The sequence below is a fragment of the Providencia sp. R33 genome (assembly GCF_019343475.1).
Taxonomy (GTDB): Bacteria; Pseudomonadota; Gammaproteobacteria; order Enterobacterales; family Enterobacteriaceae; genus Providencia.
In genome coordinates, this window is record NZ_CP072453.1 from 2684236 (window position 1) to 2710763 (window position 26528).

Genomic DNA, 26528 nt, shown 5'->3' on the forward strand with positions numbered 1-26528 from the left:
GGTCCCCGGCTTACAAAATTAGAAGCGAGAGAAATCATTAAAAAGTGCAAGTCCCATTAACAGAATCAATGCCATTGCACCTATCCGAAAACTAAAGTCTTGTACTCGCTCAGACACTGGACTTCCCTTAATTTTTTCAATTAATAAGAAGAGCAAATGCCCCCCATCTAAAACAGGCAATGGAAACAGATTGATGATACCTAAATTCACGCTAATAAGCGCAATAAACATCAAATAATACACCAAGCCTGATTCGGCGGATACCCCCGCTCCTTTCGCGATAGATATCGGACCGCTTAAGTTGTTGAGTTTGACATCCCCAACAACTAATTTACCCATCATGTTGACTGTTAGCTTCATCAACTGCCACGTTTTATCACTTGCTTGGTAAAACGCAGAAAATGGCCCATATTGCTGCACCATTTTATATTCATCTGCTAACGGTAACACTGAAAGTTCTACACCCGCAAATCCAATTTTCTCACCACGCTGCCCATCTTGGCTATCTGGCGTTAAGGTGAGTGAAACACGCTGCGAAGAACGTTCAATTTCTAACTTTAATGGCGTTCCCGGATTCATACGAATAATTCGAGTCACTGGGTTCCAATACCCAAGTTCCTCGCCGTTAACACTCAAAATTCTATCGCCCGGAATTAACCCCGCACGTTCACCAGCCTGACCTGCAGTTACTTTCTGAATCACAGGATCAATTCTGACTGATACTGGCATGATGCCAATAGACAAAATCGGGTCTTGTTTCTCAGGGTCAAATTTCCAATCAGTTAAATCAACTGTTTTGGTAATTGGCTCATTATACCCTTGTGGTAACACTTCCGCGGTTAACCCGCGGTCGCCAATTTTAGCCACTAATGCTAAACGCGCTGAATTCCAATCAGGTGTTTCGATACCATCAATGGATTTTAGTTCCATTTTTGGTTCAAAATTTGCAGCTGCTGCAATTGAACCTGGCTTTATATCCGCAATGATTGGCTTCACAGAAGGAACACCAATCATAAAGACTATCCAATAGACAACAATAGCCAGTAAAAAGTTCGCAATTGGACCTGCACTAATAATTGCGGCACGTTGCCCAACAGTTTTATTATTAAATGCTTCATGTCGGCGTTCAGGTGAAACCGCACCAACACGCTCATCCAGCATTTTGACATAACCGCCCAATGGGATGAGCGCAAGGACAAACTCAGTACCGTGTTTGTCTACTTTGCGCCACAGCGTTTTACCAAAACCAATTGAGAAACGCTCAACATAAACGCCGCAGCGGCGAGCGACCCAATAATGGCCAAATTCGTGTACAGTAATTAGCACACCAATTGCAATAATAAATGCCGCTAAGCTCCAAATAAATCCCATTTATCTTCCTACAGACCAAAGCCGTTAAAAATTAACAAATTCAGCCCAGCAAATACTGGAATTGCCGCTGTTAGGCTATCAATACGGTCAAGAATACCACCATGACCGGGAATTAAATGGCTACTGTCTTTAATACCGGATTGGCGCTTAAACATACTTTCAGTTAAATCACCAAACACAGATACTACAACAACAATAATTGAAGTCACTAACAAATAATCTGGCATAGCAGGGATCGGCGCATATGCACTAAATACCCAAGAAATGACCCCTGCAGTGATTAAACCACCAACGAGGCCTTCCCACGTTTTACCTGGTGAGACCTTCGGTGCCATTTTATTACGGCCGATTGTACGCCCAAATGCGTAGGCTCCTGAGTCAGCCCCCCACACCAGCAACATGACATACAGCAACCACCATGCACCAATAGCCGTGTCATTCTGGTAGCCTACAGTACGTAGTGCCATCATTCCGCAATAGAAAGGGATTATGGTTAATACGCCAAATAATAAGCGAATAATAACAGATTTACCCCAAGACGCGGAGGCAGGGTAAGTCACAACAAGCACAATAGCGGCAACCCACCACACAAGCCCTGCCCATAATCCATAAAGAATTATTGGCGCATTGGATAAGGATGTAATGTCAGGGATTGAAAATTGCATTGCCAACAAGATTGCTGCAAAAACAATGGCTAAGCCAACACGCTTAACCTGTGAGTGCCACCCTGCAAATTGCGCCCATTCCCAAGCACCGAGAGCAGAAACAGCAATCACCACTAAACCAAAATTCGCTGGAGAAAGTAAAAACAACGCCGCAATAACAATTGGTATTAATACTATCGCAGTAAGCAAACGATATTTCAGCACATCTATCCCCTATTATTTGACGAGTTCGTCATCTGATTCAGCCCCACCATAACGACGCTCGCGCTTACTAAATGCATCAACCGCATCTTGAAACACCATTTCATCAAAATCTGGCCACAAAACGTTGGTGAAATAAAATTCCGCATAAGCGACTTGCCATAATAGGAAGTTGCTAATTCGATGTTCTCCCCCTGTTCTGATGACTAAGTCGACACACTCTTGGTCATGCATACAGATTGAGTTATTAATAGCGTCTTCATTGATATCATCAATCGAAAGCTCACCACTTTGCACTTTGGCAAAGACTTGCTTCACACTGTTGGCGATATCCCAGCGTCCGCCATAGTTCGCCGCAATATTGAGTTTTAAGCCTGTATTGTTTTGCGTTAATGCTTCTGCTTTATCAATGCGTTTTCTCAAGCGCTCGCTAAAACGGTCGATATCCCCTATCACTTTTAATTTAACATTGTTCTTGTGTAGGTTTTTGACTTCATTATCGAGCGCAAAAACGAATAATTCCATCAAAGAACTGACTTCTTTTTCAGGACGTCTCCAATTTTCACTACTAAATGCATAAAGTGTGAGCGAGCTAATTTTATTTTTTACCGCAAAACGCACAGAATTACGTACAGATTCAACACCTGCCTTATGGCCTGTTATTCTGAGCTTTCCTCTCTGCTTTGCCCATCGCCCATTACCATCCATAATGATAGCGACATGCTTAGGCATCATCGATTCAGAGAGATTTTCACCACTAGAGTTCATTAAATGTTAATCCTTGTAAGTACCGCTTTGAGAATTCCACTCAATAATAACCACTATTATTAAGTTTGCTGATAAGACACATCCTTAATTCTCTGCTAAATACTAGGTTATCTTTCTTTTTTTAAACGCATCACATATTAAAGATAAATTATGGTTATCAGCAACTAAATAAATCATATACCAAGCTTAAACTGTCTGAGCGATTATTTTTGCCGCATCGCGGCGCGCACATTCGTCGATTTCTAAGACCTCTTCAATAGAAACAGGTTCAGAAAAAACTTGGTTTTCTAATATTTTGTGATTAATTTTCGCGATATCAGTAAAGCGAATTTTCCCTTCAAGGAACGCCGCAACCGTCATTTCATTTGCCCCATTCAGCGCCGTTGTTGCTGCTTGACCTTGGTGACAAGCATCAATCGCCAGTTTCAAGCATGGGTAACGCTGGTAATCTGGTTGCACAAATGTTAATGATGAAAGGGTAGCAAAATCAAGCGGTTTTGCACCTGAAATAATACGCTGTGGGTAGGCCATACTATACGAAATCGGCGTGCGCATATCGGGTGTACCAAGCTGTGCGATTACACTGCCATCACGATATCTTACCATTGAGTGGATCACTGATTGAGGGTGAATAATCACCTCCATTTGATCAGCATTTGCATTGAAGAAATAGCAGGCTTCGATATATTCTAGCCCTTTATTCATCATTGTCGCTGAATCAACAGAGATTTTACGTCCCATTGACCAGTTTGGGTGATTACAGGCTTCATCAGGCATCACGTTATCAAAGTGCGATAATGGCGTTTCTCTGAACGGGCCACCTGAGCCAGTTAAAACAATACTAGAAATACCTGAAGCCGTTAAATCAGCAAAACCTAAGTTGAGCTGAATAATTTCAGGCAAACTTTGGAAGATTGCATTATGCTCACTATCAATTGGAAAGACTGATGCATTATGCTGACGAATCTCATTAAAGAATAAACGGCCACTGGTAATCAAAGACTCTTTATTCGCTAATAATATTCTTTTGCCTTTGCGGATCGCCGCCAAGGTAGGTAATAGCCCAGCGACACCCGTAATTGCTGACATTACTTGGTCTGCATCATCAAGGCCGGCAAGATCAATCGCTGCTTGTTTACCAGATAATACTTCTGTTTTGTTATTATTTTCAGTCAAAATTGCCCGTAATGCCTTCGCCGATGACTCATCCGCCATGGCGGCATATTTCGGATTAAACTCAAGGCATTGCTTTGCCATTTCGGCAACATTTTTACCTGCAACTAGGGCAAGAACTTGGAATTTTTCAGGATTTTGACGAACAACAGAAAGTGTATTAGTACCAATTGAACCTGTTGAACCCAGGACTGTCAGACGTTTCATAGTGATCGGATACTCTGTATTAATTCAATACTGAGATTATATCAGCTTAGTGATAAGAAAGGATTTTTTAATGGGTACGAAAAATAATAAAGCCACGCTAACGCACACTTTTTGAGTATGCATTGGTGGCTTTACCATTATGATGGATTAAAACTCCATCAATTCTGCTTCTTTTTGTGCTAATGATTCATCAACTTTCTTGATGTAGTTATCAGTCAGCTTTTGAATGTCATCTTGCGAACGACGTTCATCATCTTCACTGATTTCTTTATCTTTTAGCAGCGCTTTAACTTTATCGTTAGCATCACGGCGTACGTTACGAACAGCGATACGACCTTGTTCTGCTTCACCACGAACAACTTTAATTAAGTCTTTACGACGCTCTTCCGTTAACGGAGGAAGTGGAACACGGATAACGGTACCCGCAGAAGATGGGTTCAGACCTAAATCAGACGCCATAATCGCTTTTTCAATCGCAGGTGACATGCTACGGTCAAAAACAGAAATAGCTAATGTACGTGAATCTTCAACCGTCACGTTAGCTAATTGGCGCAGTGGGGTCGCTGAGCCATAATATTCAACGTTGATACCGTCTAACAGGCTTGGTGATGCACGGCCTGTACGAACTTTACTGATTTGATTTTTGAATGCTTCGAGGCTCTTTTCCATACGGTCTTGAGCATCTTTTTGGATTTCGTTAATCACGTTTTCAACCCTTAAGAACTGATTATTAAAGGCCGCAATGCGACCTCGCTTAAATTGTCTGAATTTATCTTAGATAATACATTTAAACTCAGGCCGTGTCTCTGAGTATTAGTTGTGAGAAATCAGAGTACCTTCGTTTTCGCCCATGACAACACGGCGTAATGCACCCGGTTTATTCATATTGAAAACACGGATTGGTAAGTTATGGTCACGGGCCAATGTGAAGGCTGCTAAGTCCATCACTTTTAACTCACGCTCCAAAACTTCTTGATAATTCAGATTTTCATACAATACAGCATCTGGGTCTTTTGCTGGATCAGCGGAATAGACGCCATCTACTTTTGTGGCTTTTAACACAACATCTGCTTCAATTTCAATACCGCGTAAACACGCCGCAGAGTCTGTTGTAAAGAATGGATTACCTGTTCCCGCAGAAAAAATAACAACACGGCCGTGACGTAGTAAGCTAATGGCTTCCGCCCAGCTGTAATTATCACAGACGCCGTTTAATGGAATTGCAGACATCAGTCTTGCATTCACATAAGCACGGTGCAAAGCATCGCGCATCGCGAGTCCGTTCATCACCGTGGCTAGCATACCCATGTGGTCACCGACAACACGGTTCATACCAGCTTGTGCCAAACCAGCACCACGAAACAGGTTACCACCGCCAATAACCACACCGACCTGTATACCCAGTTCTATGAGTTCTTTGATTTCCTGAGCCATACGATCTAAAACGCTAGCATCGATACCAAAACCTTCTGCGCCTTGTAAGGCTTCGCCACTTAATTTAAGCAGAATACGCTGATAAACGGGTTTTGCATTGGTAGCCATGGTGTTCTGTCCTAACAGATTATTTATTGGGGTAACATACGCAGAACACTCAGGTTCTACATACCTAAATTTGAATAGAGTTTTAAAGCTTGATTACCCACGATATTTTTCAAGCCAAAAGATAACGTCGATGGTCTCTCATACCCGTTAACTGATGTTTGTCTGCTTGAACGAAACGTGAATAAAACAGAGCCGCCAATTGGCGGCCCTTAGTTGATTACTTGCTCATCGCAGCAACTTCTGCTGCAAAGTCAGTTTCAACTTTCTCGATACCTTCACCTACTTCGAAACGAAGGAAACCAGAAACAGTAGCACCTTTCTCTTTCAGTAAGTCACCAACAGATTTGCTTGGGTCCATTACGAAAGGCTGGCCAGTCAGAGAGATTTCGCCAGTGAATTTGTTCATGCGACCGATAACCATTTTTTCAGCGATTTCGCGTGGTTTACCAGATTGCATTGCGATGTCTAACTGAATTTGGTGCTCGTGAGCAACAACATCAGCTGGAACGTTGTCTGGAGTCACATATTCAGGTTTGCTTGCAGCGATGTGCATAGCGATGTGTTTCAGTAATTCTTCGTCTGCACCTTCGGCAGCAACTAAAACACCAATACGAGCACCGTGCAGGTAGCTACCTACTTGTGCGCCTTCCAGAATAGCAACGCGACGAATATTGATGTTTTCACCAATTTTCGCAACTAAAGTTGTACGAGCTTCTTCGAATTTTGCTTTCAGCGCATCGATGTCAGCATTTTTGTCAGCAACAACAGAAGCTAAAACTTCTTTACCGAATGCTAAGAAACCTGCGTCTTTAGCAACGAAGTCAGTTTCACAGTTCAGCTCAACCAGAGCACCTGTTTTACCACCGTTGAAAACTTCAGTCAGGATAACACCTTCAGCTGCAACACGGCCTGCTTTTTTAGCCGCTTTTGCTTGACCTGATTTACGCATGTTATCAATCGCTAATTCGATGTCGCCATTAGCTTCAACAAGTGCTTTTTTACATTCCATCATACCTGCGCCAGTACGTTCGCGCAGTTCTTTTACCAATGCAGCGGTAATTCCAGACATGTGATTTATTCCTCGATATTCCCCGTGAGAGTCTTCCCCACGTGGATAGTTCTGATTCATATATAAAAGGGGCCTAAATCAGGCCCCTTCTAACATATAGCAGTACCTGTATAGCAATACCTGTTAATAAGGATAAAACCTTATTATTCAGCTTCTACTAAGCTTTCTTCTGCTTGAACAGCCAGATCTTGCGAACGACCTTCACGAACGGTGCTTGCTACAGCGCCCAGATACAGTTTGATTGCACGGATTGCATCGTCGTTACCAGGGATAATGAAATCAATACCATCTGGATCAGAGTTAGTATCAACGATAGCAAATACTGGGATACCCAGGTTGTTTGCTTCTTTGATAGCAATGTGTTCGTGGTCTGCATCGATAACGAACAGAGCGTCAGGTAAACCGCCCATATCTTTGATACCGCCTAAGCTGTTTTCTAACTTAACCAGTTCACGAGTACGCATCAGCGCTTCTTTCTTGGTCAGTTTGTCGAAAGTACCGTCTTGTGATTGAACTTCTAAATCTTTCAGACGTTTGATTGACTGACGAACAGTTTTCCAGTTAGTCAACATTCCGCCTAACCAACGGTGGTTAACGAAATATTGGTCACAGCTGTTAGCAGCTTCTTGAACGGCTTCGCTTGCAGCACGCTTAGTACCAACAAACAGAATTTTGCCTTTACGAGAAGCAATTTTAGTCAACTCAGCCAGAGCTTCGTTGAACATTGGAACAGTCTTTTCCAGGTTGATGATATGAACTTTGTTACGCGCGCCGAAAATGAAAGGTTTCATTTTTGGGTTCCAGTAACGAGTCTGGTGACCAAAGTGAACGCCCGCTTGTAACATATCGCGCATGGAAACAGTTGCCATTTAATACCTCTGTATTTAAGTAATTGGGGTTATGCCTCCACGAATCCCATACTACCGACTCTAAAGCTGCGTCTAAACGCATAAGAGCACCCCGGCGTACGTGTCGATTCGTGTGTGTTATACACAATTGAGTTTAAGTTTCGCAAATCCAATTTCCTTTTCAGGAAACCTCATTTTGCTGCCATAAATTGACATTTCAATGAAGATGAGAAGAAATAATATGGATTGCCGGCGCGCTTTATACCATAAAACCAACTTAGAAGCCAACTTTTGTTGTTTTTTTAGCTCACAAAAGTGACAAAAAAACAGATTTTATGGGTCGCATAGCGCCTATCTGATGCAGGATTTGCATCCCATTAATTATAGACCTTTTTTGACGAGATGAAAAAGCCCTATTTTTATGATGGGTATTCATTCGCTTAGCGCCAATTTTTTGCAATTTGTGCTGTAAAAAGCTCAAAATGAACAAGGCTCTCTCCCCTGTTCTTCTATCCTAATAGCAACTTCAACTTTCGAACCTTTCGATAGCAGGTTGGCAGAAAATGCGGTGGCTGTTACCATAAGTATCATTAATGCTAAAAAATGGTCTCAAAAACCCATTTTCAACCTCTCATTTTTTAACATGTCATCAATCATTGCTGGCATGAATGGACTGAACTCATGGCTATTATTATCAAAACTGAAGAAGATATTCAGAAAATGCGCGTTGCTGGCCGCTTAGCTGCCGAAGTATTAGAAATGATTGCACCGCACGTGGTACCGGGTGTGAGCACAGGTGAACTGGACAGACTTTGCCATCAACACATTGTTGACGCACAACAAGCTATCCCAGCTTGCCTGAACTACCATGGTTTCCCAAAATCCGTTTGTATTTCCGTCAATGATGTCATCTGCCACGGTATTCCAAGCGATGAAAAAATCCTAAAAGACGGTGATATCGTCAATATCGATGTCACTGTGATTAAAGAAGGCTTCCACGGCGATACTTCCATGATGTTTATCGTTGGAAAACCAACAATCCAAGGCGAACGCCTGTGCCAAGTCACTCAAGAAAGCCTATATTTGGCAATCCGCATGGTTAAGCCGGGCATTCGCCTGCGTACTATCGGTAAAGCTATTCAAGAATTTGTTGAAAAACAAAGCTTTTCTGTAGTTCGTGAGTATTGCGGACACGGCATTGGTGAAGGTTTCCATGAAGAGCCACAAGTGTTGCACTATGATGCCGATGACAGCGGCGTTGTTCTGCAAAAAGGCATGGCGTTTACCATCGAACCTATGGTCAACACTGGCGACCACCGTATTCGTACCATGAAAGATGGTTGGACGGTGAAAACCAAAGACCGCGGCTGGTCTGCGCAATATGAGCACACATTAGTGGTTACAGATAACGGCTGTGAAATTCTCACTCTTCGTAAAGAAGAAGAACCTTTTATTTCTGCCGTTTTAGTCAACGAATAAATTTCCCCAAGAACCCTCAATTAAGAGGGTTCTTTCTCTGTTCATCTTTCACAAAAAACCGTAAGCTGGTTGTAGTTTCTTTATGGCTATCAAGACGGAAAGATAAAGATGACGGCATCCTCTGCAACGTATCTCGCTCCAAACCACTTCACTGCCCACGACCTTGACCTCGCCGCTTTAAGGCAACATGTTGATAATTTTGACTGTTGGCTTGAGGACAGCTTTAATCAAGGTAAAGATGTGGTTGATTTGATTCACATTCGCAGTGACTACCTTGATGCATTACTGACAAGGTTGTGGCAGGCTTTCGAATTCGATAAACAGACGAATATGTCCCTTGTTGCTGTCGGGGGTTACGGGCGACATGAGCTCCACCCACTTTCTGATATTGATATCTTAATTCTAAGTAAACACCCCGTTTCCGAGGATATCGCCGCAAAAATCGGCCAATTTATCACGTTACTGTGGGATTTACGCTTCGATATTGGGCACAGCGTCCGCTCTCTTGCTGAATGTATCGAAGCCGGAAATGCTGATTTAACAACAGCAACCAATTTAATTGAGTCACGGCTTATTTGCGGTGATATCGCCCTTTTCTTGTCACTACAAAAAACCATTTTTAGTGACGATTTTTGGCCGTCAGCGACCTTTTTTGCCGCAAAAATTGCGGAACAGCAAGAACGCCACCAACGCTATCACAGCACCAGCTATAATTTAGAGCCTGACATTAAAAGTAGCCCTGGAGGATTGCGAGACATTCATACCTTACTTTGGGTAGGAAGACGCCATTTTGGTGCAACAACCGTCGATGAAATGGTCGGTTTTGGTTTTTTAACTGAAGAAGAACGCCAAGAGCTGAAAGAATGCCTCACTTTCTTATGGAAAATCCGTTTTGCACTCCACTTAGTGGTAAAACGCCACGATAACCGTTTACTGTTCGATCGCCAATTTAGCGTAGCGCGTTTATTAGGCTACGAGGGTGAGAAAAATCAACCTGTAGAGCGCATGATGAAAGACTTTTATCGTGTGACTCGCCGTGTGAGGGAACTGAATCAAATGCTGTTGCAGCTGTTTGATGAAGCCATTTTAACCCTCAAACCCAACGAAAAGCCGCGATCAATTGATTCACAATTCCAATTACGTGGCACACTGATTGATGTAATTGATGAAAACCTGTTTATCAACCAGCCCGCCGCTATCTTAAAAATGTTCTACCAAATGGCTCGCTACCCAAACATCACAGGTATCTATTCCACAACATTGCGCTTACTGCGTTTTGCACGACGAAATTTGATAGTGCCGCTATGTGAAATTCCTGAAGCACGCAAGTTGTTCCTAAAAATTCTGCGCCACCCGCGAGCAATTAAAGGCGCATTTGTCCCCATGCACTTGCACAGTGTACTGAGTGCTTATACGCCGCTTTGGAGCAACATTGTTGGGCAAATGCAGTTTGACTTATTTCACGCTTATACCGTTGACGAGCACACTATCCGAGTCTTACAAAAAATCGACAGTTTTACACTTGAAGAAAGCCGTCGTGAGCACCCGTTGTGTGTCAGTGTTTATCCTAAACTGCTGCAGCCTGAAATTTTACGCCTTGCAGCTATCTTCCATGATATCGCCAAAGGCCGTTCAGGGGATCACTCAGACTTAGGTGCTGATTTTGTATACGACTTTGCGCTCCTGCATGATTTATCAACAAAAGAAGCTGAGCTTGCTGCATGGCTTGTCAAAAACCACTTATTGATGTCGGTCACCGCACAACGCCGAGATATTCAAGACCCTGATGTTATCAAGCAATTCGCGGGTGAAGTAAAATCTGTATCTCGACTTAACTATTTGATGTGTTTGACCGTTGCAGATATATGTGCCACCAATAGTACCTTGTGGAATAGTTGGAAACAGAGCTTAATCCGCGAGCTATTTTTGTCAACGGAGCACCAGCTCAACCAAGGCATGCAAAGCACGCCAGATCTGCGAGAACGCATTCGCCATCACCGTAATCAAGCATTATCTCTGCTTCGCCCTCTTGCTATTGATGAAGAGAAATTGCAAAAACTGTGGTCACGCTGCCATGCCGACTATTTTTTACGTCACACCCCATCACAACTCGCTTGGCATGCAAAAAACCTTTTAAATCATGATGTAAGCCAACCGTTAGTGCTGATCAGCACACAACCGAAACACGGTGGAACAGAAATTTTCATTTGGTGCCACGATAAATCGCATTTATTTGCCGCTGTGGCCAGTGAGCTCGATCGCCGTAATTTAAGTATTCACAGTGCTCAAATATTTACCAACAAAGACAATATGGCGATGGATACGTTTGTGGTACTCGAACCAAATGGCTCGCCGCTCGCAAAAGACCGCTATGACCACATTCGGAAAATGTTGTTGCTCGCAGTACAGCAACCTGAAATTTCCCTACCGAAACAACGTACATTGCCAGCAAAACTACGTCATTTTACTGTTCCCACTAAGGTCAATTTCTTGCACTCCACCAATGAGCGCCGCACCTACATGGAATTATTCGCGTTAGATCAACCCGGTTTACTGGCACGAATTGGCCATGTTTTTGCACAGTTAGACATTTCTTTGTACGGCGCGAGGATCACCACAATTGGCGAAAAAGTTGAGGATTTCTTTGTGTTAGCAGATAAAGAACACAAAGCGCTCGATAAAAATATGCAACAAGAGTTATCAGAAAGGTTGACAGAAGCCCTAAAATCGAAGGATAAAATATAACGTTCATCACATTTTTCTGGTGAACGCTCACTTTTATGTTATTCAAGAGGGAAATAATATCAATGCAGCATTTACAAGCGATCATTGAAAACGCATTTGAAGACCGTGCTAGCATCACACCAAACACGGTTTCAGCACCCGTTAAACAGGCCGTTTTAGACACTATCGCGCTATTAGACAGTGGTAAACTTCGCGTTGCCGAAAAAATCGCGGGTGTATGGGTTACTCACCAATGGTTAAAAAAGGCCGTCTTACTGTCATTTCGTATCCAAGACAATCAAGTGATTGACGGTGCTGAAAGTCGTTATTTCGATAAAGTACCAATGAAATTCGCCGATTACGACCAAGCACGCTTCGAAAAAGAAGGTTTTCGCGTTGTACCACCAGCGGCAGTTCGTAAAGGTGCCTATATCGCCAAAAATAGCGTACTTATGCCATCTTATGTGAACATTGGGGCCTATGTCGATGAAGGGACAATGGTCGATACATGGGCAACTGTGGGCTCTTGCGCGCAAATCGGTAAAAACGTGCATTTATCTGGCGGTGTCGGTATTGGTGGCGTGTTAGAGCCTTTACAAGCTAACCCAACTATTATCGAAGATAACTGTTTTATTGGCGCACGCTCTGAGGTTGTTGAAGGTGTGATTGTCGAAGAAGGCTCAGTCATTTCCATGGGCGTTTATCTTGGGCAAAGCACCAAAATTTACGACCGTGAAACAGGCGAAGTTTTTTATGGGCGCGTTCCAGCGGGATCTGTCGTTGTGTCGGGTAATTTACCGTCAAAAGATGGCCGCTACAGCTTATATTGTGCCGTGATCGTCAAAAAAGTGGATGAAAAAACTCGCGGAAAAGTTGGCATCAATGAATTATTAAGAACTATTGATGAATAACTAATTTTCTAATAGTTTACCCCCTTAACCTTTTACTGCTGTATTTGAATTACTTAGCCGTAATCAGGTAAAACGAAGCTATCCCGAAATGCATACTCTGTATGCAGCTCGGGTGGCCAAGTTCCCTTATCTTCCCTCATATCGCCTTTCCCTTTTTATCGGTTTATTGCAAAGAGAAGTTGGTCAATTTCAAGAAATCGCGCATAATATGTTCGTGGCTTTTGCCGTTTACCATCAATAAAACTGTATTATTTTATTTTTCATTATCATGATGCTATTTACGTAATGGCTTAATGTTATTTATGTCTTTAGGTCAATAGCACAATAAAAGAGAAATAAACCGGTATTGTTACGGCCTGCTCACACAATTATTTTGTTCACCGACTCTGTCTCTACAGTTAAGCGAGCTAACATGTACGATAATTTGAAAAGTTTAGGCATTAGTAACCCTCAGGATATTGACCGCTATACCCTGCGCCAAGAAGCAAATAACGATATTTTGAAAATCTACTTCCGTAAAGACAAAGGGGAGTTTTTTGCAAAAAGCGTAAAATTTAAATACCCACGCCAGCGTAAAACCATTGCTGATGGGAGTAATAATTTCAAAGAAATTCACGAAATCAATACTAACCTTCGTTATGCTATTGAAGAGCTTGACCAAATTTGCCAAACAGATAAAACTGATATTGATTTAAAACACAAAATTCTTGATGACTTACGTCATTTAGAACACGTCGTTTCAAACAAAATTGCAGAAATTGAAGCTGACTTAGAAAAACTGACTCGTAAATAATTTACGTGCCAGATAACTCACTGCGCCGTGAAATCACCTGAATTCGTATCGAAAAGGGCTATTTCACGGTGCAGGCGCTTACAGTAATTCACTCCACGCTTCAACCCATGGTTTTGCAAACTCTTCGGGGACATCCACTTCTATCGCATCAATAAAAAGTATATCACCAATACGTGTGGCGGATTGCTCTGTTAACACTTCATCAAAGCGTAATCCTGCCCCACAAAAGCTTTCATAACTGCTATCGCCCAGCGCAATTAATCCATAACGTAAATCAGGCTGGTAGCCTACAACATCATTGATTTCATTAAAAAGCGGTGCAATGGAGTCAGGTAAATCACCTTGTCCTGTAGAGGAAGTCACAATCAGCGCAATTTCATTTCCTGAATTATACAATTGCCAATCATTCAGAGTGGGTTCATCAAAGACAACCACTTCATGCCCTCGTTCCTCTAAAATCTCTTGTGCGATTTCTGCCACAGCTAAAGAATTGCCATAGACAGTGCCTACAAAGATGCCGACTTTTGACATAGTGTCTCCCTCTAAATTTAATTTAAACTGATGGATTAATAACTTTTATAGCTAAATTAGCGACTTGCGCTGACCACCCAAACTGCTCAGTCAGTGATCTCCATTGTGCATCCCAAGGTGCAATCAGCGATATATTTTCTTCTGTTATAGGATGATTTAAATTTAATTGGCTTGCGTGCAACATCAGCCGAGAGACTGCGAAATGTTCAGTAACGCCTCTGTTTTGCCGTAAATCACCATGCTTACTATCCCCAATAATTGGGTGGCGTAAATGAGACATATGCCGCCTAAGCTGATGTTTTCGCCCAGTTTCTGGCGTTAACTCCACCAAACTAAACCGTGCAGTTTCATAGCGACCGATGGGCACAGGGCATTCTACTGTCGCAATTGGGCGGCAATGGGTAATACACTCTTGCAGCACAGGTTCCCGAGTAGCATGTTTGTCTGCAATTTTATCTAGCTCTTCCAGCAACGGGTAATCAATAGTTTGCTCATCAGTTAGATAGCCCCGCACAATCGCATGGTAGGTTTTCTCTAACTGATGGTTTTCAAACTGTGTAGCAAGCAACCTTGCAACCTCACTCGATAAAGCAAATAGTAAAATACCCGATGTTGGCCTATCTAGCCGATGAATGGGATAAACATATTGGCCAATTTGGTCGCGCAAAGTTTGCATAACAAAAACAGTTTCTTTGCTATCTAACCAACTGCGGTGAACTAACATCCCTGCGGGCTTATTCACCGCAATCATATATTCATCTTGATAAATGATTTCTAACATCAATCACCCATTTGATTTAGTCGAAAAAACGCTGTCTAGCTCACGTAAATGTTGAATAATAACCACGTATTGCTCTTCTTCGTCATGCTTATAGGCTTCTTCAAAATACGGTGCGACGGCAAAGTTTGCTGGCAGCGTGCCGCCTTGATCAATAATCGCTTGTAAGCGCGGAATTAAGATCCATTGGAGCCATTCCAACGCTTCCATCGTATCAATGCAAAATGGCTCGACGCTTTTAAACGCATCCTGTTCAGGTGGGTGCTCACGCCACAATAATTTTAATTTCATTTCTTCTTCGAGATGGCGAAGCTTTTCGATAATGCGTTGTTCTGTATTCATGTTTCAACCTTTTAGCTTTTATGCTGCGAAATATACTGTAATTTGACCAATGATTCTGTCGGATAAATGGGGTTGATCTGCTTTATATGCAAGCTTATTTATTTCCATTGCATTTATTTATTCAAAAAAGTGCAATTCAATAAATTTCGTTGATACTTTGTTAGGGTACATACACATATAATTAAATGTTTTTTAATTTAATTTTAGCGAAATAATTAACAATAAAATGGTTTATCTATGGGATTACTAAAGCAGTGGCGTAAGGAAAACAAAGCTTGGAAAGCATTCAGTCATAAATTTACCGAGCTCAAAAGAAAAGTTCGTATTGGGAAGCTCCCTTCAAGGCAATATCAACAATACCAAAGCATGTGCCAGACATTCCAAAGTGCTCAGCTCGCCTCTGCAATCGATGGAGTTCCCCATTTTATTGAGCGCCCAATAAATAAATATCTGCATAAAGCGTGGAGTGGAAAGCAAAAGTTGCTCACGGCGAGCTATACGCTAGCATTAATTGAAAAAACATTCACACCAGAGGCCATTGAAGCAATGTTTTCAGTGGAACGTCGAGGGTTAACTGTTGCAAATATTGAGCTAAAATCCGGCGATTTTGCACAGCTCACCTTAATTTATTCCCAATATCCAAGGGAAGGCGATCTCACTTTGCATCTGCGCAATGAAACAGGTGATGATATCTATTTGATGAGTTTTTCATTTGGGCCAGAAGGACAACTCTACGTATGTTCACTGCAAGGGCCATCAACGGATCAAAGCGTTGAGCAAGTTCGCCTAATCACCAAACAAATGCATGGAATGAGACCAAAAAACTTATTAATGTCTGCGGTATATGCGGTCGCTGCTTATTTCAAAGTGACGTCCATCCAAGGCATTGCAAACAATAGCCACATTAAGAGCCATCACTTAAAATCAAGCTACGATACCTTTTGGCAAGAATGCAGTGCAACATTGACCTCTGATGGTTGGTACCAGCTCCCATTGCAAGAACCTGTTCGCGATATCGAATCAGTGAAAAGCCAGCGCCGAGCTGAGTTTCGCCGACGTGAAGCACTTCGTGATGCAATGAGCCAAGAGATTATTACCTCGCTCAGCGCGAATTCAACTCATTTGAGCTAAACTCACAAAAAAGCCAGCCGGCCTAAATAAGGTCGACTGGCTTAACTTCACATTTTATACGCTTATGCATCCTGCAAAACGACTTCCTGTCGCTCAACGTCCTGTTGAATAAAAACACTTTAATAGGTCGTTCCTGCCTATTTAGCGCTCCATCGCTTGGTTTTGATTTTTTTATACATCGTGCTGTATAAAAGCTAAACGAACTTACCCTGTCCAGCGGCATAAGAATGTATTAAATCTATTAATGAAACAACCTAGCAGAGCAAACAAAAATGGGGTTGAAAAAACAGCATTATCTTTTTCGGTAGTAACGTCATGAAATTAAAAGTGAAATAATTATCATTTCAATAAAATGAAATAATTTTAAGAAATAGCTCAACCAAATTGTAAGCTTTTACTTACACCATTTATCCTAAAATACTTACCCCTGCGGTTCGACAACAGGAATTAACTCCTCAATAAAGCTCGCTAAATTTGGCGAAAGGACACGCCGTTCTTGGCTACCAAATTTTTCTAAAATCACTTCCCCAGTCAAATTGCAAAGTGAGATCATTTCAATTTCAGAGTCTATTGTCGCAATAAACAAGGTTGGTGATAATTTTAAGCGCTTTTGTGTCACTAAATGACCAATTAAATTTTCTTGTAAGCGAATAAAATCCTCTTCATTCCAAACTTGTACCAAGCTTACAGTAATATCACGAAATGTGGCTTTCATATCCCCAGCAAGCTGAGTTGTGTAAAAGCCATGGATATCACTTTGCAAACTGATATCTAAGGCAGTTGCGACTTTATTTAAATGTGCATCTTTAATGGGAAATGCTTGTGGTTCCCAATAAACCCAGTTCTCTCCTGTTCTTACAACACAGGGAGATGGAATACCATATAAATCAGTGGATGCAGGAGGTAGCCCTGTTTGCTGTTCCCACGCTGAAATATAGCTTTGAGTAAAACGCTGTAACGCTTGAGAGAGTATTGTATTCATAATTACGTAATTTTTACGGATAGCCTAAACGGGAAGGCGTCAATATGATGGATAAATGGTATTATGACAGATGTTTGCAGGCGAATAAAATGTACACATTCTGCCTTTTAGCCTCATTTGTTTATGAAGTATAAGGATCACTATGTCACACTACCAGAACAATCCCGCATTAGACAATTTAACTCTTGGGAAAAAAACGGCTTATCATGACCAATATGATGCTTCACTGCTGCAACCTGTCCCTCGGAGCCTAAATCGTGATCCATTAGGGATCCACTCAAATGAACTGCCATTCCACGGTGCGGATATTTGGACCTTATATGAACTTTCTTGGCTAAATCAACGTGGCCTTCCTCAAGTAGCGATTGGTTCAATCAGCGTGAATGCAACGAGTGAAAACCTTATTGAATCGAAAAGTTTTAAGCTTTATCTCAATAGTTTTAATCAAACTCGCTTTGAAACTTGGGAAAATGTGCGAAGCGTTTTGCAAAATGATTTAAGCCGCTGTGCTAATGGTGAAGTTGACGTTACACTTCATAAGCTAGACGATTTTTCTCATCAGCCCATCCTGCCATTTCAAGGGCAGTGTATTGATGAGCAAGATATCACTATCGAACAGTATGAGTTTAACCGAGACTATCTAGCAGGTTGCACTCAAGAAGAAATTGTTGAAGAAACATTAGTCAGCCATTTATTAAAATCGAATTGTTTGATTACAAATCAACCTGACTGGGGCTCTGTACAAATTCACTACTCCGGCCCTAAAATCAATCAAGAAGCACTTTTACGATATTTAGTTTCGTTCCGTCACCATAATGAGTTTCATGAACAATGTGTTGAACGTATTTTTAACGATATTATGCAGTTGTGTAAACCAGAAAAACTGAGTGTCTATGCTCGATACACCCGTCGTGGGGGACTGGACATTAACCCATGGCGTAGCAATGAACATTTTGAACCTGAAATTGGGCGTTTAGCTCGCCAATAAGTACACATGTAGTTAAAAAATGCTTGAAAAACAGTTGAAAAGTAAATGCGCTAATGCATTTGCAGTACAATTCACCTATCAAGAACCCATGGGGTAAAGGAGTACGACTTGATTACGCATATCAGTCCATTAGGATCTATGGATCTACTCTCGCAACTTGAAGTCGACATGCTTAAACGCACCGCAAGTAGCGATTTATACCAATTATTTAGAAACTGCTCATTAGCGGTTTTGCATTCAGGAAGCCTTACTGATAGCAGTAAAGAATTACTCGAAAAAAGTAAAGACTTTGATATTAACGTATTACGCCGCGAACGTGGTGTAAAACTTGAGCTTATCGAGCCACCAGAAAAAGCATTTGTTGATGGGAAAATTATTCGCACTTTGCAAGCGAACCTATTTGCCGTTTTACGCGATATTTTGTTCGTTCACGCGCAAATTAACCAAGCCAAAGAGCAATTCCATTTTGATACTGAAAATGGTACACACATCACCAATATGATTTTCTCCATCCTGCGTAATGCTCGCGCATTACATATTGATGATGACCCAAGCATGATAGTCTGTTGGGGTGGTCACTCAATTAATGAGATTGAATATCAATATGGCCGTAAAGTCGGTAACGAGCTGGGTCTACGTGAACTGAATATCTGTACGGGCTGTGGGCCAGGCGCAATGGAAGCCCCAATGAAGGGAGCGGCTGTTGGCCATGCTCAACAACAATATAAGGATAGCCGTTTCATCGGCTTAACTGAACCTTCTATCATTGCCGCTGAGCCACCTAACCCATTAGTTAACGAATTAATTATTATGCCAGATATCGAAAAACGTTTAGAAGCGTTTGTTCGTTTGGGTCACGGTATTATTATTTTCCCTGGCGGGGTTGGTACTGCTGAAGAGTTGCTGTATTTACTGGGGATCTTGATGGATCCTGCCAATAAAGAGCAAGTTCTACCGCTTATTTTAACAGGCCCGAAAGAGAGTGCAGAATACTTTGAAGTGCTTGATGATTTTATCCGCCATACTTTAGGGGATGACGCGAGCAAACATTACCAAATCATTATCGATGATGCTCAAGAAGTCGCGCGTGTGATGAAAAAAAACATGCCACAAGTGAAAGAAAACCGCCGTAGCACAGGTGACGCATACAGTTTCAACTGGTCAATCAAAATCGCGCACGACTTGCAGCACCCGTTTGAACCGACTCATGAAAACATGGCATCACTGAACCTGCATCCAGGTCAAGCACCTGAGAAACTGGCTTCAGATTTACGCCGTGCCTTCTCTGGTATCGTTGCGGGTAACGTGAAAGAGTTTGGTATGAAAGCGATTGAAAAACATGGTCCATTTAAAATTCACGGCGATAGTGAACTCATGAAGCGCATGGATGTATTATTACAAGGCTTCGTTGAGCAACATCGTATGAAATTACCAGGTGGTACTGCGTACGAACCTTGCTATGAAATCGTGAAATAAATCAGTGATGGCGTATTTATGATCCATTTATTAATTATTGATGCATTAAATTTAATACGCCGTATCCACGCGGTGCAAGGAAGCCCGTGTGGAGAAACTTGTTTGTCTGCAATATCGCAGTTAATTGTTCATACCGATGCAACACACATTGTCGCAGTGTTTGATGAAGAAGGCCGCCACCAAAGCTGGCGTCATGAAAAACTGCCTGATTACAAAGCAGGCCGGTCACCTATGCCTGAAGATTTACATGCTGAGCTCCCCGCACTAATGGCTTTATTGACGGAAAAAGGCATTCATTGTTGGCAATCTGAAGGGGATGAAGCGGATGATTTAGCCGCCACTTTGGCAACTCGCATCGCAGGGGCTGGGCATACTGTGACCATCGTTTCCACCGATAAAGGATATTGCCAACTACTTGCGCCTAATCTGCGAATTCGCGATTATTTCCAAAAGCGCTGGCTAGATATCCCTTTTATTGAAAAAGAATTTGGCGTTTCGCCAGAGCAACTTCCCGATTATTGGGGGCTTGCTGGTATTAGCAGTAGTAAGATTCCCGGTGTTGCAGGCATTGGTCAGAAAAGTGCAACAACGCTATTGCAGCAATACCACTCTATCGAAAATTTATTTGCGAATTTAGATAAGCTTGAAGAAAAATGGCAGAAAAAGCTGGTTAACCAGCAGGAAATCGCATTGATTTGCCGCGAAATTGCCACGTTAAGAACGGATATTGCACTACAAGGGAATCTCAATCAGCTACGTTATATAGCAAACTGATTAAAACAAAAAGGCCACTGAGTTAATAAGTGGCCTTTCTTATTAGTGTTATGAATTAATAAAACTCACGCGCCATTGGGTTTGCTGACCAAACACGCATCACATGTACAGTCACTTCTTCACGGTCATGATAAAGCTGCTTAGCCTGAATGAGCACGTTTATGCCTCGTTCTTTCAGCTGCACCTGCATCTTTTCTAAGATATGCGAAACCTCTTCATAACGCTTTTTCATAGGCAGTTTCAGGTTAAATATGGCTTCACGGCACCAACCTTGGGCTAACCAATCCGTCATCAATGCAGCCACTTTAGCTGGCTTTTCAACCATATCACACACTAACCATGTGATATTTTGTGATGACGGTTGAAACTTAAAGCCATCCACTCTGTGATGAGTGACTTGGCCAGTATCCATCAAGCTCTCTGCCATCGGGCCATTATCAACCGCATGAACCATCATGCTGCGTTTCACTAATTGGTAAGTCCAGCCACCTGGGCAAGCGCCTAAATCGACAGCTTTCATACCGCTCGCAAGACGTTCATCCCACTCTTCATAAGGGATAAAGACATGAAAAGCTTCTTCTAACTTCAACGTTGAACGGCTTGGCGCATCTGATGGGAATTTTAAGCGCGGGATACCCATATAAAAATTCGAACTATTATTGGTATATGAATAACCCGTGTAGCAGCAACCCGGTGCGATGAAAAATACATGGATCACTGGGCGCTTGAAATTCTCAAGGGGAAGTAAAATTTTTTCTTTACGCAGTGCATTGCGTAAAGGCACCGTAAACTTACGGCAAAACTTCATCAACTCTTTTGATTCGTTCGTATCCGCCACTTCAACACGGATATCACCCGCTCTCGCCACTTGTTGGCTTAACGCGCTGACTATTGGCGTAATGCGGTCTTCAGGTGGCAGGTCTTTTAATAAATCACCAACCACAATCATCTGGCGAGCAAAAATTAACTCACGAAAAGGTAATGTGCGTGCGAGCGTATCCGCATCTTCTGCTTGATAACACTCAAAAATCACATAACCACTATTTTCTTTTACGCGGGCAAAACCGTAAATTTCTTTTTGCCCTGCTTTATCTGTAATCTCTGCTGCGCACTCTTTTTCAAAGCCCGGTCGACAATAAAGTGCAATCTTATTACTCATTGCGTGACGCCGATTTCCTTAGACGCATAGCGCCAATAACTACTAATAACCAACCAATCAGGAAACAAACTCCTCCTATTGGCGTAAAATAAGAAAAGTATTTTACCTGCAATAGGGCCATACAATAAAGACTACCACTAAAAAGAAGTATCCCAACAGAGAAAAAAACACCTGACCAATAAAACCATAGGATCACTTTACGTAATAAAATCGCACCTAATACCATTAACGCAATGGTATGCAACATCTGATAACGCAACCCTGTTTCAATCCAGTCCATTTGATGGACACTCATGATTGACGATAATGCATGAGAACCAATAGCCCCAAAAGCAACGGTAAAAAAACCACTAATTCCAGCGAAAATTAACATCAAACGACTATTCACAGTAACACCTTTTGTTTAAATACTTGATTACTGAATAAGCGCCACATCTTGGTCACCCGTAATAAAGCCCAATTTTTCTTGTTCACTCGCTGCTTGCGCAAGGATCCACTGGCGAAATGCAGCTATTTTGCCTAAATCTGCCTGACTTTCTTGGCAAACTAAATAAAACGCATTTTTACTAACTAACACCTCGCTAAAGGGACAAACTAAGCGCCCTGCGTCAATCTCATTCTTTGCCATTACATTATTGGTTAATGCAACACCTTGCCCGTGTACTGCTGCTTGGATTACCATCGCACTATGGCTAAAAATAGGTCCTTGCTGCACATTGACGGTATTCTGTAACTCGAGCTGCTTAACATACGCTTGCCAGTCTTTTCGTGAGGAATCATGTAATAGCGTATGCTTAGCTAAATCTTCTGGATTTTTTAATTGGTTATCCCCCATCATTAATGACGGAGCACAAACTGGCATCAAATATTCCGCATACAGCCTATCTGTTCTTAGACCTGACCAATTTCCTCGCCCATAAAAAATAGCGACATCAACATCATCTGCGAGTTTATCTTCTTCTCTATCAACCGCTTGAATACGAACATCAATTCCTGGATACGCTTGATTAAATCCTGAAAGTCTAGGCACCAACCATTGGATAGCAAAACTAGGTGATAAGCTCACCGTTAATGCCCCTTTGGCACTCCGTGCTTGTAATTTACGCGTCGCGTCGTTTAAAGAAGAGAATATTTCTTTAATATCAAGATAATAACTTTGCCCTTCTTCCGTTAACAATAATGAACGATTGCGACGACGAAATAGCTTCAAGCCTAGGAAATCCTCCAAAGATTTCATTTGGTGACTTACAGCGGCTTGAGTGACAAATAATTCTTCAGCTGCCTTAGTAAAACTTAAATGACGCGCAGCGGCATCAAACACTCTCAGGGCATTCAGTGGCGGTAATCTTTTAGACATAATCACTTCTACTCGGCATCTCGTTATACATTAGTTTTTTTCATCCGAAGCATTATAATTTGTCCCTTGAGGATCTGCCAGTAAATACCTATAGTATGCGCACTTCCTAAGCCGGAACGAAAAGTTACAGAGTTTAGTTACTTTGAAACTTTTGGCTTTGTGGTTGTGATGTTGTGTTTGCAAGTTGTCTGGTTGAACCAGACTTTGTAGCTTTTGCTACTGTTTTTTTTCACTTCCTGTACATTTACCCTGTCTGTCCATAGTGATTTTTTATAGTGCACCGCCAACATGCGGTGCTTTTTTTTTGCTCTTTTTTTACTGGTATTTACTTAGCAAAATTAAGCAATTTAACTTAGTAAATACAAATAGCTACAGATAATTACTAGTGTACCGAAAAAACTTTAAGTTAGATATTTAAGATAATTCCTGAAAATTACTCAGTTTATGCTTTCTAAAAAAGAACTCGTAAATAAAAAGGGTTACTTTGTAGTGCAACACACAGAATCATCCTAAAAGTCTTTTTGATATTGCTAATAAGTAATACCAAACGTAACAAAATATTTCAATGTTTTGATTGAAAATCACAAGTTTAAATTAATCAAAAAATAATCAATAATGTACGGATAAATGTACATCTCTGTAGACAACATTCACAACTGCCAGATAACACAGATAATATTGACTAAAAAGAAAGAACCCATGGATCATTTTAGTGCTACCTCATTTCGCCGATTATTTCCTGCGATAACGTCCTCAACACTCTTTTTTGATAGTGCAGCAACGGCGTTGAAACCGCTTGCCATGATTGAGGCTTCCAACGATTACTACCGCTTATCTGGTAGTTCGGTTTACCGTGGGCAATCCCCCGAGTCATTAAAATTAACCCGCGATTATGAGCAAGGCCGTATCCGAGCGGCGAAATTTATTAATGCTGCCAGCGAAAGTAATATTATTTGGACGCGCGGGACGACTGAGTCAATTAATCTCATTGCTCAAAGTTATTTTCGCCCTATTTTACAAGCAGGTGATGAAATCATTGTCAGTGAAATAGAACATCATTCAAATTTATTACCATGGATGATAGTCGCTAAACAAACTGGCGCTAAAATTATAAAATGGCCCATCGAACAAGGTGCATCACTCAATTTAGAGACACTAAAGTCACTGCTGACTAACAAAACTAAAGCCATTGCAATTACACAAATGTCGAACGTCACAGGCTTCCAGCCTGATTTATCCACCATCACTCATCTTGCTCATCAAATGGGAGCTCTAGTTATCGTTGACGGCGCACAAGGTGTTGTACATTGCCCAGTTGATGTGAGCGCAGAGAATATCGATTTTTACGTTTTTTCCGCCCATAAACTTTATGGCCCAACAGGCCTTGGTGTTTGTTATGGAAAAACAGAATTGTTAGAAGACATGGCGCCTTGGCATGGTGGGGGAAAAATGTTGACTGAGGTGACTTTTGAAGACTTCACTCCAGCACCAATTCCCCAATGTTTTGAAGCAGGCACACCAAATATAGCTGGCGTGATTGCTTTTTCAGCCGTTCTCGAGTGGATTCAATCTATCGATTTAGTGCAAGCAGAAGCCTATACTTGCTCACTTATCGAACAAGCCAATAGAAAACTCTCACGCATTCCAGGTTTTATTGGTTATAGTGTGCCTAATTCACCTTTACTTTCATTTAATTTTGAAGGTATTCACCATAGCGATTTAGGTGTGCTCTTAACTGAGCAACATATTGCACTACGCTATGGGCAGCATTGTACTCAACCTTTAATGGATGCCTTGAATATTAGTGGCTGCATACGCATCTCTGTGATGCCATACAATAACTCGCAAGATATTGATAAGCTAATTCATGCAGTCACACTCTCGCTTTCAATACTCAATGACTAAATCAATACTAAAGATAAAAAAGGAAGCCTAATGACTTCGACTAAATATGAACTTGCTCCGCACCCTTTTGGTACAGAGATTGGAATTCAGGAAATAGTTGAACAGTTTTCCGCACAAAAAGCATGGGAAGATAAGTACCGTTTGCTAATCCAATTAGCGAGGCAATTACCTGCATTAACTGACGATGAGAAACAACAAACTCAAGAAGTGAAAGGCTGCGAAAACCGCGTATGGATTGGCGCACTGATTAATGATGATGAGACTTTCCACTTCTATGGTGACAGTGAAGGCCGTGTGGTAAAAGGGCTTTTTGCGATTTTATTAGCCGCCATTGAACAGAAAACTGCGAAGGAAATCACAGAGCTTGATTTTAATGAGTTACTGGAAAAAACAGGTTTACCTAGCCAGCTTAGTGAATCACGCCAAAATGGCATCCAATCATTAATCACAGCAATTCAAAATATTGCTAATGAAATGACACCAGCCTAATCATCGAAAGAGGCTATCTATCGCAATAGCCTCTTTACAGCTAATGATTTTTTTCCGCATCCCTTTGGGCTTTCGCCATCATTTTTTTCAACGCATGTGCCACAGCAATAAAACCAAAACTGGCCGTAACCATGGTCACAGCACCAAAACCAGACGCACAATCCATTCGCTTAGAACCTTCCGCAGTACTTTTTGCTGCGCAGACAGTGCCATCGCTTTGTGGATAAACAAGCTGTTCGGTGGAAAACACGCAATCAATCCCTAGCTTACCTTTACCATTTTTGACCACATTAAAGTCTGACTTTAGCCGCTCACGAAGCTTTGCGGCTAATGGGTCTTGAATGGTTTTCGCCAAATCTGCCACTTGTATTTGGGTTGGGTCAATTTGACCACCCGCCCCACCCGTCGTAACTACAGGGATTTTAAAACGTCTACAATAAGCCAATAGCGCCGCTTTAGGCCTAACACTATCAATGGCATCAATAACGTAATCAAAGCTTGTACTGAAGTACTGAGCGACATTATCGACAGTGATGAAATCATCAATCACATTCACCACGCATTCTGGATTAATTTCCAAAATACGTGCTTTCATCACATCAACCTTTGGTAAACCAACCGTTGATTTAACGGCATGCAATTGTCGGTTCGTATTGGTGACGCAAATATCATCCATATCAATTAAAGTGATAGCCCCAATACCTGAACGAGCAAGCGCCTCCGCAGCCCATACACCAACACCACCTACCCCAACAACACAGACATGGGAACGCGCAAAAAGATGAAGGGCCTGTTGCCCATATAAACGCCCGATCCCAGCAAAACGCTGCATCCAAGCATCTGAAAGCTTAGCTTGCATAATAAC

General features: G+C 41.8%; 26 protein-coding genes. 10 read left to right on the plus strand and 16 right to left on the minus strand.

The annotated features are described in order from the left end of the window. Window positions 1–18: 18 nt before the first annotated feature. The 8 genes from rseP to rpsB form a co-directional block, all read right to left on the minus strand. Window positions 19–1371, minus strand: coding sequence for a sigma E protease regulator RseP (gene rseP / locus J6836_RS12630; RefSeq protein WP_219244384.1), 1353 nt, complete (start codon window positions 1369–1371; stop codon window positions 19–21). Window positions 1372–1379: 8 nt separating this feature from the next. Next, on the minus strand, window positions 1380–2240 hold the full coding sequence (cdsA, locus tag J6836_RS12635; RefSeq protein ID WP_219244385.1) for a phosphatidate cytidylyltransferase: 861 nt from the start codon (window positions 2238–2240) through the stop codon (window positions 1380–1382). Between the two features lie 12 nt (window positions 2241–2252). Beyond that, the gene (gene uppS / locus J6836_RS12640) at window positions 2253–3005 is read right to left on the minus strand and encodes a polyprenyl diphosphate synthase (protein ID WP_219244386.1); all 753 of its coding nucleotides are present in this window, start codon (window positions 3003–3005) and stop codon (window positions 2253–2255) included. A gap of 186 nt (window positions 3006–3191) precedes the next feature. Further along, entirely contained in the window at window positions 3192–4385 is a 1194-nt protein-coding gene (gene ispC / locus J6836_RS12645) for a 1-deoxy-D-xylulose-5-phosphate reductoisomerase (protein ID WP_219244387.1), read from the minus strand. Window positions 4386–4532: 147 nt separating this feature from the next. Then, a complete protein-coding gene (frr, locus tag J6836_RS12650) occupies window positions 4533–5090 on the minus strand; it encodes a ribosome recycling factor (protein WP_219244388.1) in 558 nt (185 codons plus the stop codon). 108 nt (window positions 5091–5198) lie between these two features. Beyond that, on the minus strand, window positions 5199–5927 hold the full coding sequence (gene pyrH / locus J6836_RS12655; protein WP_206083748.1) for a UMP kinase: 729 nt from the start codon (window positions 5925–5927) through the stop codon (window positions 5199–5201). 217 nt (window positions 5928–6144) lie between these two features. Continuing rightward, complete coding sequence (gene tsf, locus J6836_RS12660; RefSeq protein WP_219244389.1) at window positions 6145–6996, minus strand: translation elongation factor Ts; 852 nt, start codon at window positions 6994–6996, stop codon at window positions 6145–6147. Window positions 6997–7139: 143 nt separating this feature from the next. Continuing rightward, the gene (gene rpsB, locus J6836_RS12665) at window positions 7140–7865 is read right to left on the minus strand and encodes a 30S ribosomal protein S2 (protein WP_219244390.1); all 726 of its coding nucleotides are present in this window, start codon (window positions 7863–7865) and stop codon (window positions 7140–7142) included. A gap of 660 nt (window positions 7866–8525) precedes the next feature. Here rpsB and map point away from each other — a divergent pair. The 4 genes from map (at window position 8526) to J6836_RS12685 (ending at window position 13751) form a co-directional block, all read left to right on the plus strand. After that, window positions 8526–9323, plus strand: a complete 798-nt coding sequence (map, locus tag J6836_RS12670) for a type I methionyl aminopeptidase (protein WP_219244391.1) — start codon at window positions 8526–8528, stop codon at window positions 9321–9323. 108 nt (window positions 9324–9431) lie between these two features. After that, window positions 9432–12068 carry a bifunctional uridylyltransferase/uridylyl-removing protein GlnD gene (gene glnD, locus J6836_RS12675; RefSeq protein WP_219244392.1) on the plus strand — a complete coding sequence of 879 codons (2637 nt, stop codon included), beginning with the start codon at window positions 9432–9434 and terminating at the stop codon, window positions 12066–12068. A gap of 62 nt (window positions 12069–12130) precedes the next feature. Continuing rightward, on the plus strand, window positions 12131–12958 hold the full coding sequence (dapD, locus tag J6836_RS12680) for a 2,3,4,5-tetrahydropyridine-2,6-dicarboxylate N-succinyltransferase (RefSeq protein ID WP_219244393.1): 828 nt from the start codon (window positions 12131–12133) through the stop codon (window positions 12956–12958). Between the two features lie 412 nt (window positions 12959–13370). After that, window positions 13371–13751: a DUF3461 family protein gene (locus J6836_RS12685; RefSeq protein ID WP_219244394.1), complete on the plus strand. Its 381-nt coding sequence runs from the start codon at window positions 13371–13373 to the stop codon at window positions 13749–13751. Window positions 13752–13829: 78 nt separating this feature from the next. Here J6836_RS12685 and J6836_RS12690 read toward each other — a convergent pair whose 3' ends face one another. Genes J6836_RS12690 through J6836_RS23180 form a run of 3 tightly spaced genes read right to left on the minus strand, consistent with a single transcriptional unit; the run spans window position 13830 to window position 15402 of the window. Beyond that, a complete protein-coding gene (locus J6836_RS12690; protein ID WP_219244395.1) occupies window positions 13830–14282 on the minus strand; it encodes a flavodoxin in 453 nt (150 codons plus the stop codon). 22 nt (window positions 14283–14304) lie between these two features. Continuing rightward, the gene (truC, locus tag J6836_RS12695) at window positions 14305–15063 is read right to left on the minus strand and encodes a tRNA pseudouridine(65) synthase TruC (protein WP_219244396.1); all 759 of its coding nucleotides are present in this window, start codon (window positions 15061–15063) and stop codon (window positions 14305–14307) included. A 3-nt stretch (window positions 15064–15066) separates the two neighbouring features. Beyond that, window positions 15067–15402 (minus strand): YqcC family protein, encoded by a 336-nt coding sequence (locus J6836_RS23180; RefSeq protein WP_219244397.1) that lies wholly within the window; start codon window positions 15400–15402, stop codon window positions 15067–15069. A 237-nt stretch (window positions 15403–15639) separates the two neighbouring features. On the opposite strand from J6836_RS23180, the gene J6836_RS12705 reads away from it, so the two are divergent. After that, window positions 15640–16533, plus strand: a complete 894-nt coding sequence (locus J6836_RS12705; protein WP_219244398.1) for a DUF535 family protein — start codon at window positions 15640–15642, stop codon at window positions 16531–16533. Between the two features lie 421 nt (window positions 16534–16954). Here J6836_RS12705 and syd read toward each other — a convergent pair whose 3' ends face one another. Beyond that, entirely contained in the window at window positions 16955–17515 is a 561-nt protein-coding gene (gene syd / locus J6836_RS12710) for a SecY-interacting protein (RefSeq protein WP_219244399.1), read from the minus strand. Window positions 17516–17657: 142 nt separating this feature from the next. Between syd and queF the strand changes: the two genes are divergently transcribed. The 3 genes from queF (at window position 17658) to xni (ending at window position 20753) form a co-directional block, all read left to right on the plus strand. Continuing rightward, window positions 17658–18503, plus strand: a complete 846-nt coding sequence (queF, locus tag J6836_RS12715) for an NADPH-dependent 7-cyano-7-deazaguanine reductase QueF (protein ID WP_219244400.1) — start codon at window positions 17658–17660, stop codon at window positions 18501–18503. Between the two features lie 108 nt (window positions 18504–18611). Then, a complete protein-coding gene (gene ppnN, locus J6836_RS12720; protein WP_219244401.1) occupies window positions 18612–19979 on the plus strand; it encodes a nucleotide 5'-monophosphate nucleosidase PpnN in 1368 nt (455 codons plus the stop codon). Between the two features lie 18 nt (window positions 19980–19997). Continuing rightward, window positions 19998–20753, plus strand: coding sequence for a flap endonuclease Xni (xni, locus tag J6836_RS12725; RefSeq protein ID WP_219244402.1), 756 nt, complete (start codon window positions 19998–20000; stop codon window positions 20751–20753). A 55-nt stretch (window positions 20754–20808) separates the two neighbouring features. Here the strand turns inward: xni and rlmM are convergent, their stop codons facing one another. From rlmM to J6836_RS12740, 3 genes are read right to left on the minus strand one after another with little or no spacing between them, the layout of a single operon-like run. Continuing rightward, window positions 20809–21912 carry a 23S rRNA (cytidine(2498)-2'-O)-methyltransferase RlmM gene (rlmM, locus tag J6836_RS12730; protein ID WP_219244403.1) on the minus strand — a complete coding sequence of 368 codons (1104 nt, stop codon included), beginning with the start codon at window positions 21910–21912 and terminating at the stop codon, window positions 20809–20811. Next, window positions 21905–22300: a DUF423 domain-containing protein gene (locus J6836_RS12735; RefSeq protein ID WP_206083735.1), complete on the minus strand. Its 396-nt coding sequence runs from the start codon at window positions 22298–22300 to the stop codon at window positions 21905–21907. The genes rlmM and J6836_RS12735 overlap by 8 nt, the downstream gene beginning before the upstream one ends. Window positions 22301–22327: 27 nt before the next feature. Next, complete coding sequence (locus J6836_RS12740) at window positions 22328–23269, minus strand: transcriptional regulator GcvA (protein ID WP_219244404.1); 942 nt, start codon at window positions 23267–23269, stop codon at window positions 22328–22330. A gap of 699 nt (window positions 23270–23968) precedes the next feature. Here J6836_RS12740 and csdA point away from each other — a divergent pair. Beyond that, complete coding sequence (csdA, locus tag J6836_RS12745; RefSeq protein ID WP_219244405.1) at window positions 23969–25174, plus strand: cysteine desulfurase CsdA; 1206 nt, start codon at window positions 23969–23971, stop codon at window positions 25172–25174. Between the two features lie 30 nt (window positions 25175–25204). Continuing rightward, a complete protein-coding gene (csdE, locus tag J6836_RS12750) occupies window positions 25205–25663 on the plus strand; it encodes a cysteine desulfurase sulfur acceptor subunit CsdE (protein ID WP_219244406.1) in 459 nt (152 codons plus the stop codon). A 40-nt stretch (window positions 25664–25703) separates the two neighbouring features. Here csdE and tcdA read toward each other — a convergent pair whose 3' ends face one another. Beyond that, on the minus strand, window positions 25704–26522 hold the full coding sequence (tcdA, locus tag J6836_RS12755; protein WP_219244407.1) for a tRNA cyclic N6-threonylcarbamoyladenosine(37) synthase TcdA: 819 nt from the start codon (window positions 26520–26522) through the stop codon (window positions 25704–25706). Between the last annotated feature and the right edge of the window lie 6 nt (window positions 26523–26528).

Excerpts from the sequence above, each read along its gene's own strand:
- rseP (WP_219244384.1), bottom strand. The coding sequence starts at position 1,371 with ATGGGATTTATTTGGAGCTTAGCGGCATTTATTATTGCAATTGGTGTG.
- uppS (WP_219244386.1), bottom strand. The coding sequence starts at position 3,005 with ATGAACTCTAGTGGTGAAAATCTCTCTGAATCGATGATGCCTAAGCAT.
- ispC (WP_219244387.1), bottom strand. The coding sequence starts at position 4,385 with ATGAAACGTCTGACAGTCCTGGGTTCAACAGGTTCAATTGGTACTAAT.
- pyrH (WP_206083748.1), bottom strand. The coding sequence starts at position 5,927 with ATGGCTACCAATGCAAAACCCGTTTATCAGCGTATTCTGCTTAAATTA.
- tsf (WP_219244389.1), bottom strand. The coding sequence starts at position 6,996 with ATGTCTGGAATTACCGCTGCATTGGTAAAAGAACTGCGCGAACGTACT.
- rpsB (WP_219244390.1), bottom strand. The coding sequence starts at position 7,865 with ATGGCAACTGTTTCCATGCGCGATATGTTACAAGCGGGCGTTCACTTT.
- map (WP_219244391.1), top strand. The coding sequence starts at position 8,526 with ATGGCTATTATTATCAAAACTGAAGAAGATATTCAGAAAATGCGCGTT.
- glnD (WP_219244392.1), top strand. The coding sequence starts at position 9,432 with ATGACGGCATCCTCTGCAACGTATCTCGCTCCAAACCACTTCACTGCC.
- dapD (WP_219244393.1), top strand. The coding sequence starts at position 12,131 with ATGCAGCATTTACAAGCGATCATTGAAAACGCATTTGAAGACCGTGCT.
- J6836_RS12685 (WP_219244394.1), top strand. The coding sequence starts at position 13,371 with ATGTACGATAATTTGAAAAGTTTAGGCATTAGTAACCCTCAGGATATT.
- J6836_RS12690 (WP_219244395.1), bottom strand. The coding sequence starts at position 14,282 with ATGTCAAAAGTCGGCATCTTTGTAGGCACTGTCTATGGCAATTCTTTA.
- truC (WP_219244396.1), bottom strand. The coding sequence starts at position 15,063 with ATGTTAGAAATCATTTATCAAGATGAATATATGATTGCGGTGAATAAG.
- J6836_RS23180 (WP_219244397.1), bottom strand. The coding sequence starts at position 15,402 with ATGAATACAGAACAACGCATTATCGAAAAGCTTCGCCATCTCGAAGAA.
- J6836_RS12705 (WP_219244398.1), top strand. The coding sequence starts at position 15,640 with ATGGGATTACTAAAGCAGTGGCGTAAGGAAAACAAAGCTTGGAAAGCA.
- syd (WP_219244399.1), bottom strand. The coding sequence starts at position 17,515 with ATGAATACAATACTCTCTCAAGCGTTACAGCGTTTTACTCAAAGCTAT.
- queF (WP_219244400.1), top strand. The coding sequence starts at position 17,658 with ATGTCACACTACCAGAACAATCCCGCATTAGACAATTTAACTCTTGGG.
- xni (WP_219244402.1), top strand. The coding sequence starts at position 19,998 with ATGATCCATTTATTAATTATTGATGCATTAAATTTAATACGCCGTATC.
- rlmM (WP_219244403.1), bottom strand. The coding sequence starts at position 21,912 with ATGAGTAATAAGATTGCACTTTATTGTCGACCGGGCTTTGAAAAAGAG.
- J6836_RS12740 (WP_219244404.1), bottom strand. The coding sequence starts at position 23,269 with ATGTCTAAAAGATTACCGCCACTGAATGCCCTGAGAGTGTTTGATGCC.
- csdA (WP_219244405.1), top strand. The coding sequence starts at position 23,969 with ATGGATCATTTTAGTGCTACCTCATTTCGCCGATTATTTCCTGCGATA.
- csdE (WP_219244406.1), top strand. The coding sequence starts at position 25,205 with ATGACTTCGACTAAATATGAACTTGCTCCGCACCCTTTTGGTACAGAG.
- tcdA (WP_219244407.1), bottom strand. The coding sequence starts at position 26,522 with ATGCAAGCTAAGCTTTCAGATGCTTGGATGCAGCGTTTTGCTGGGATC.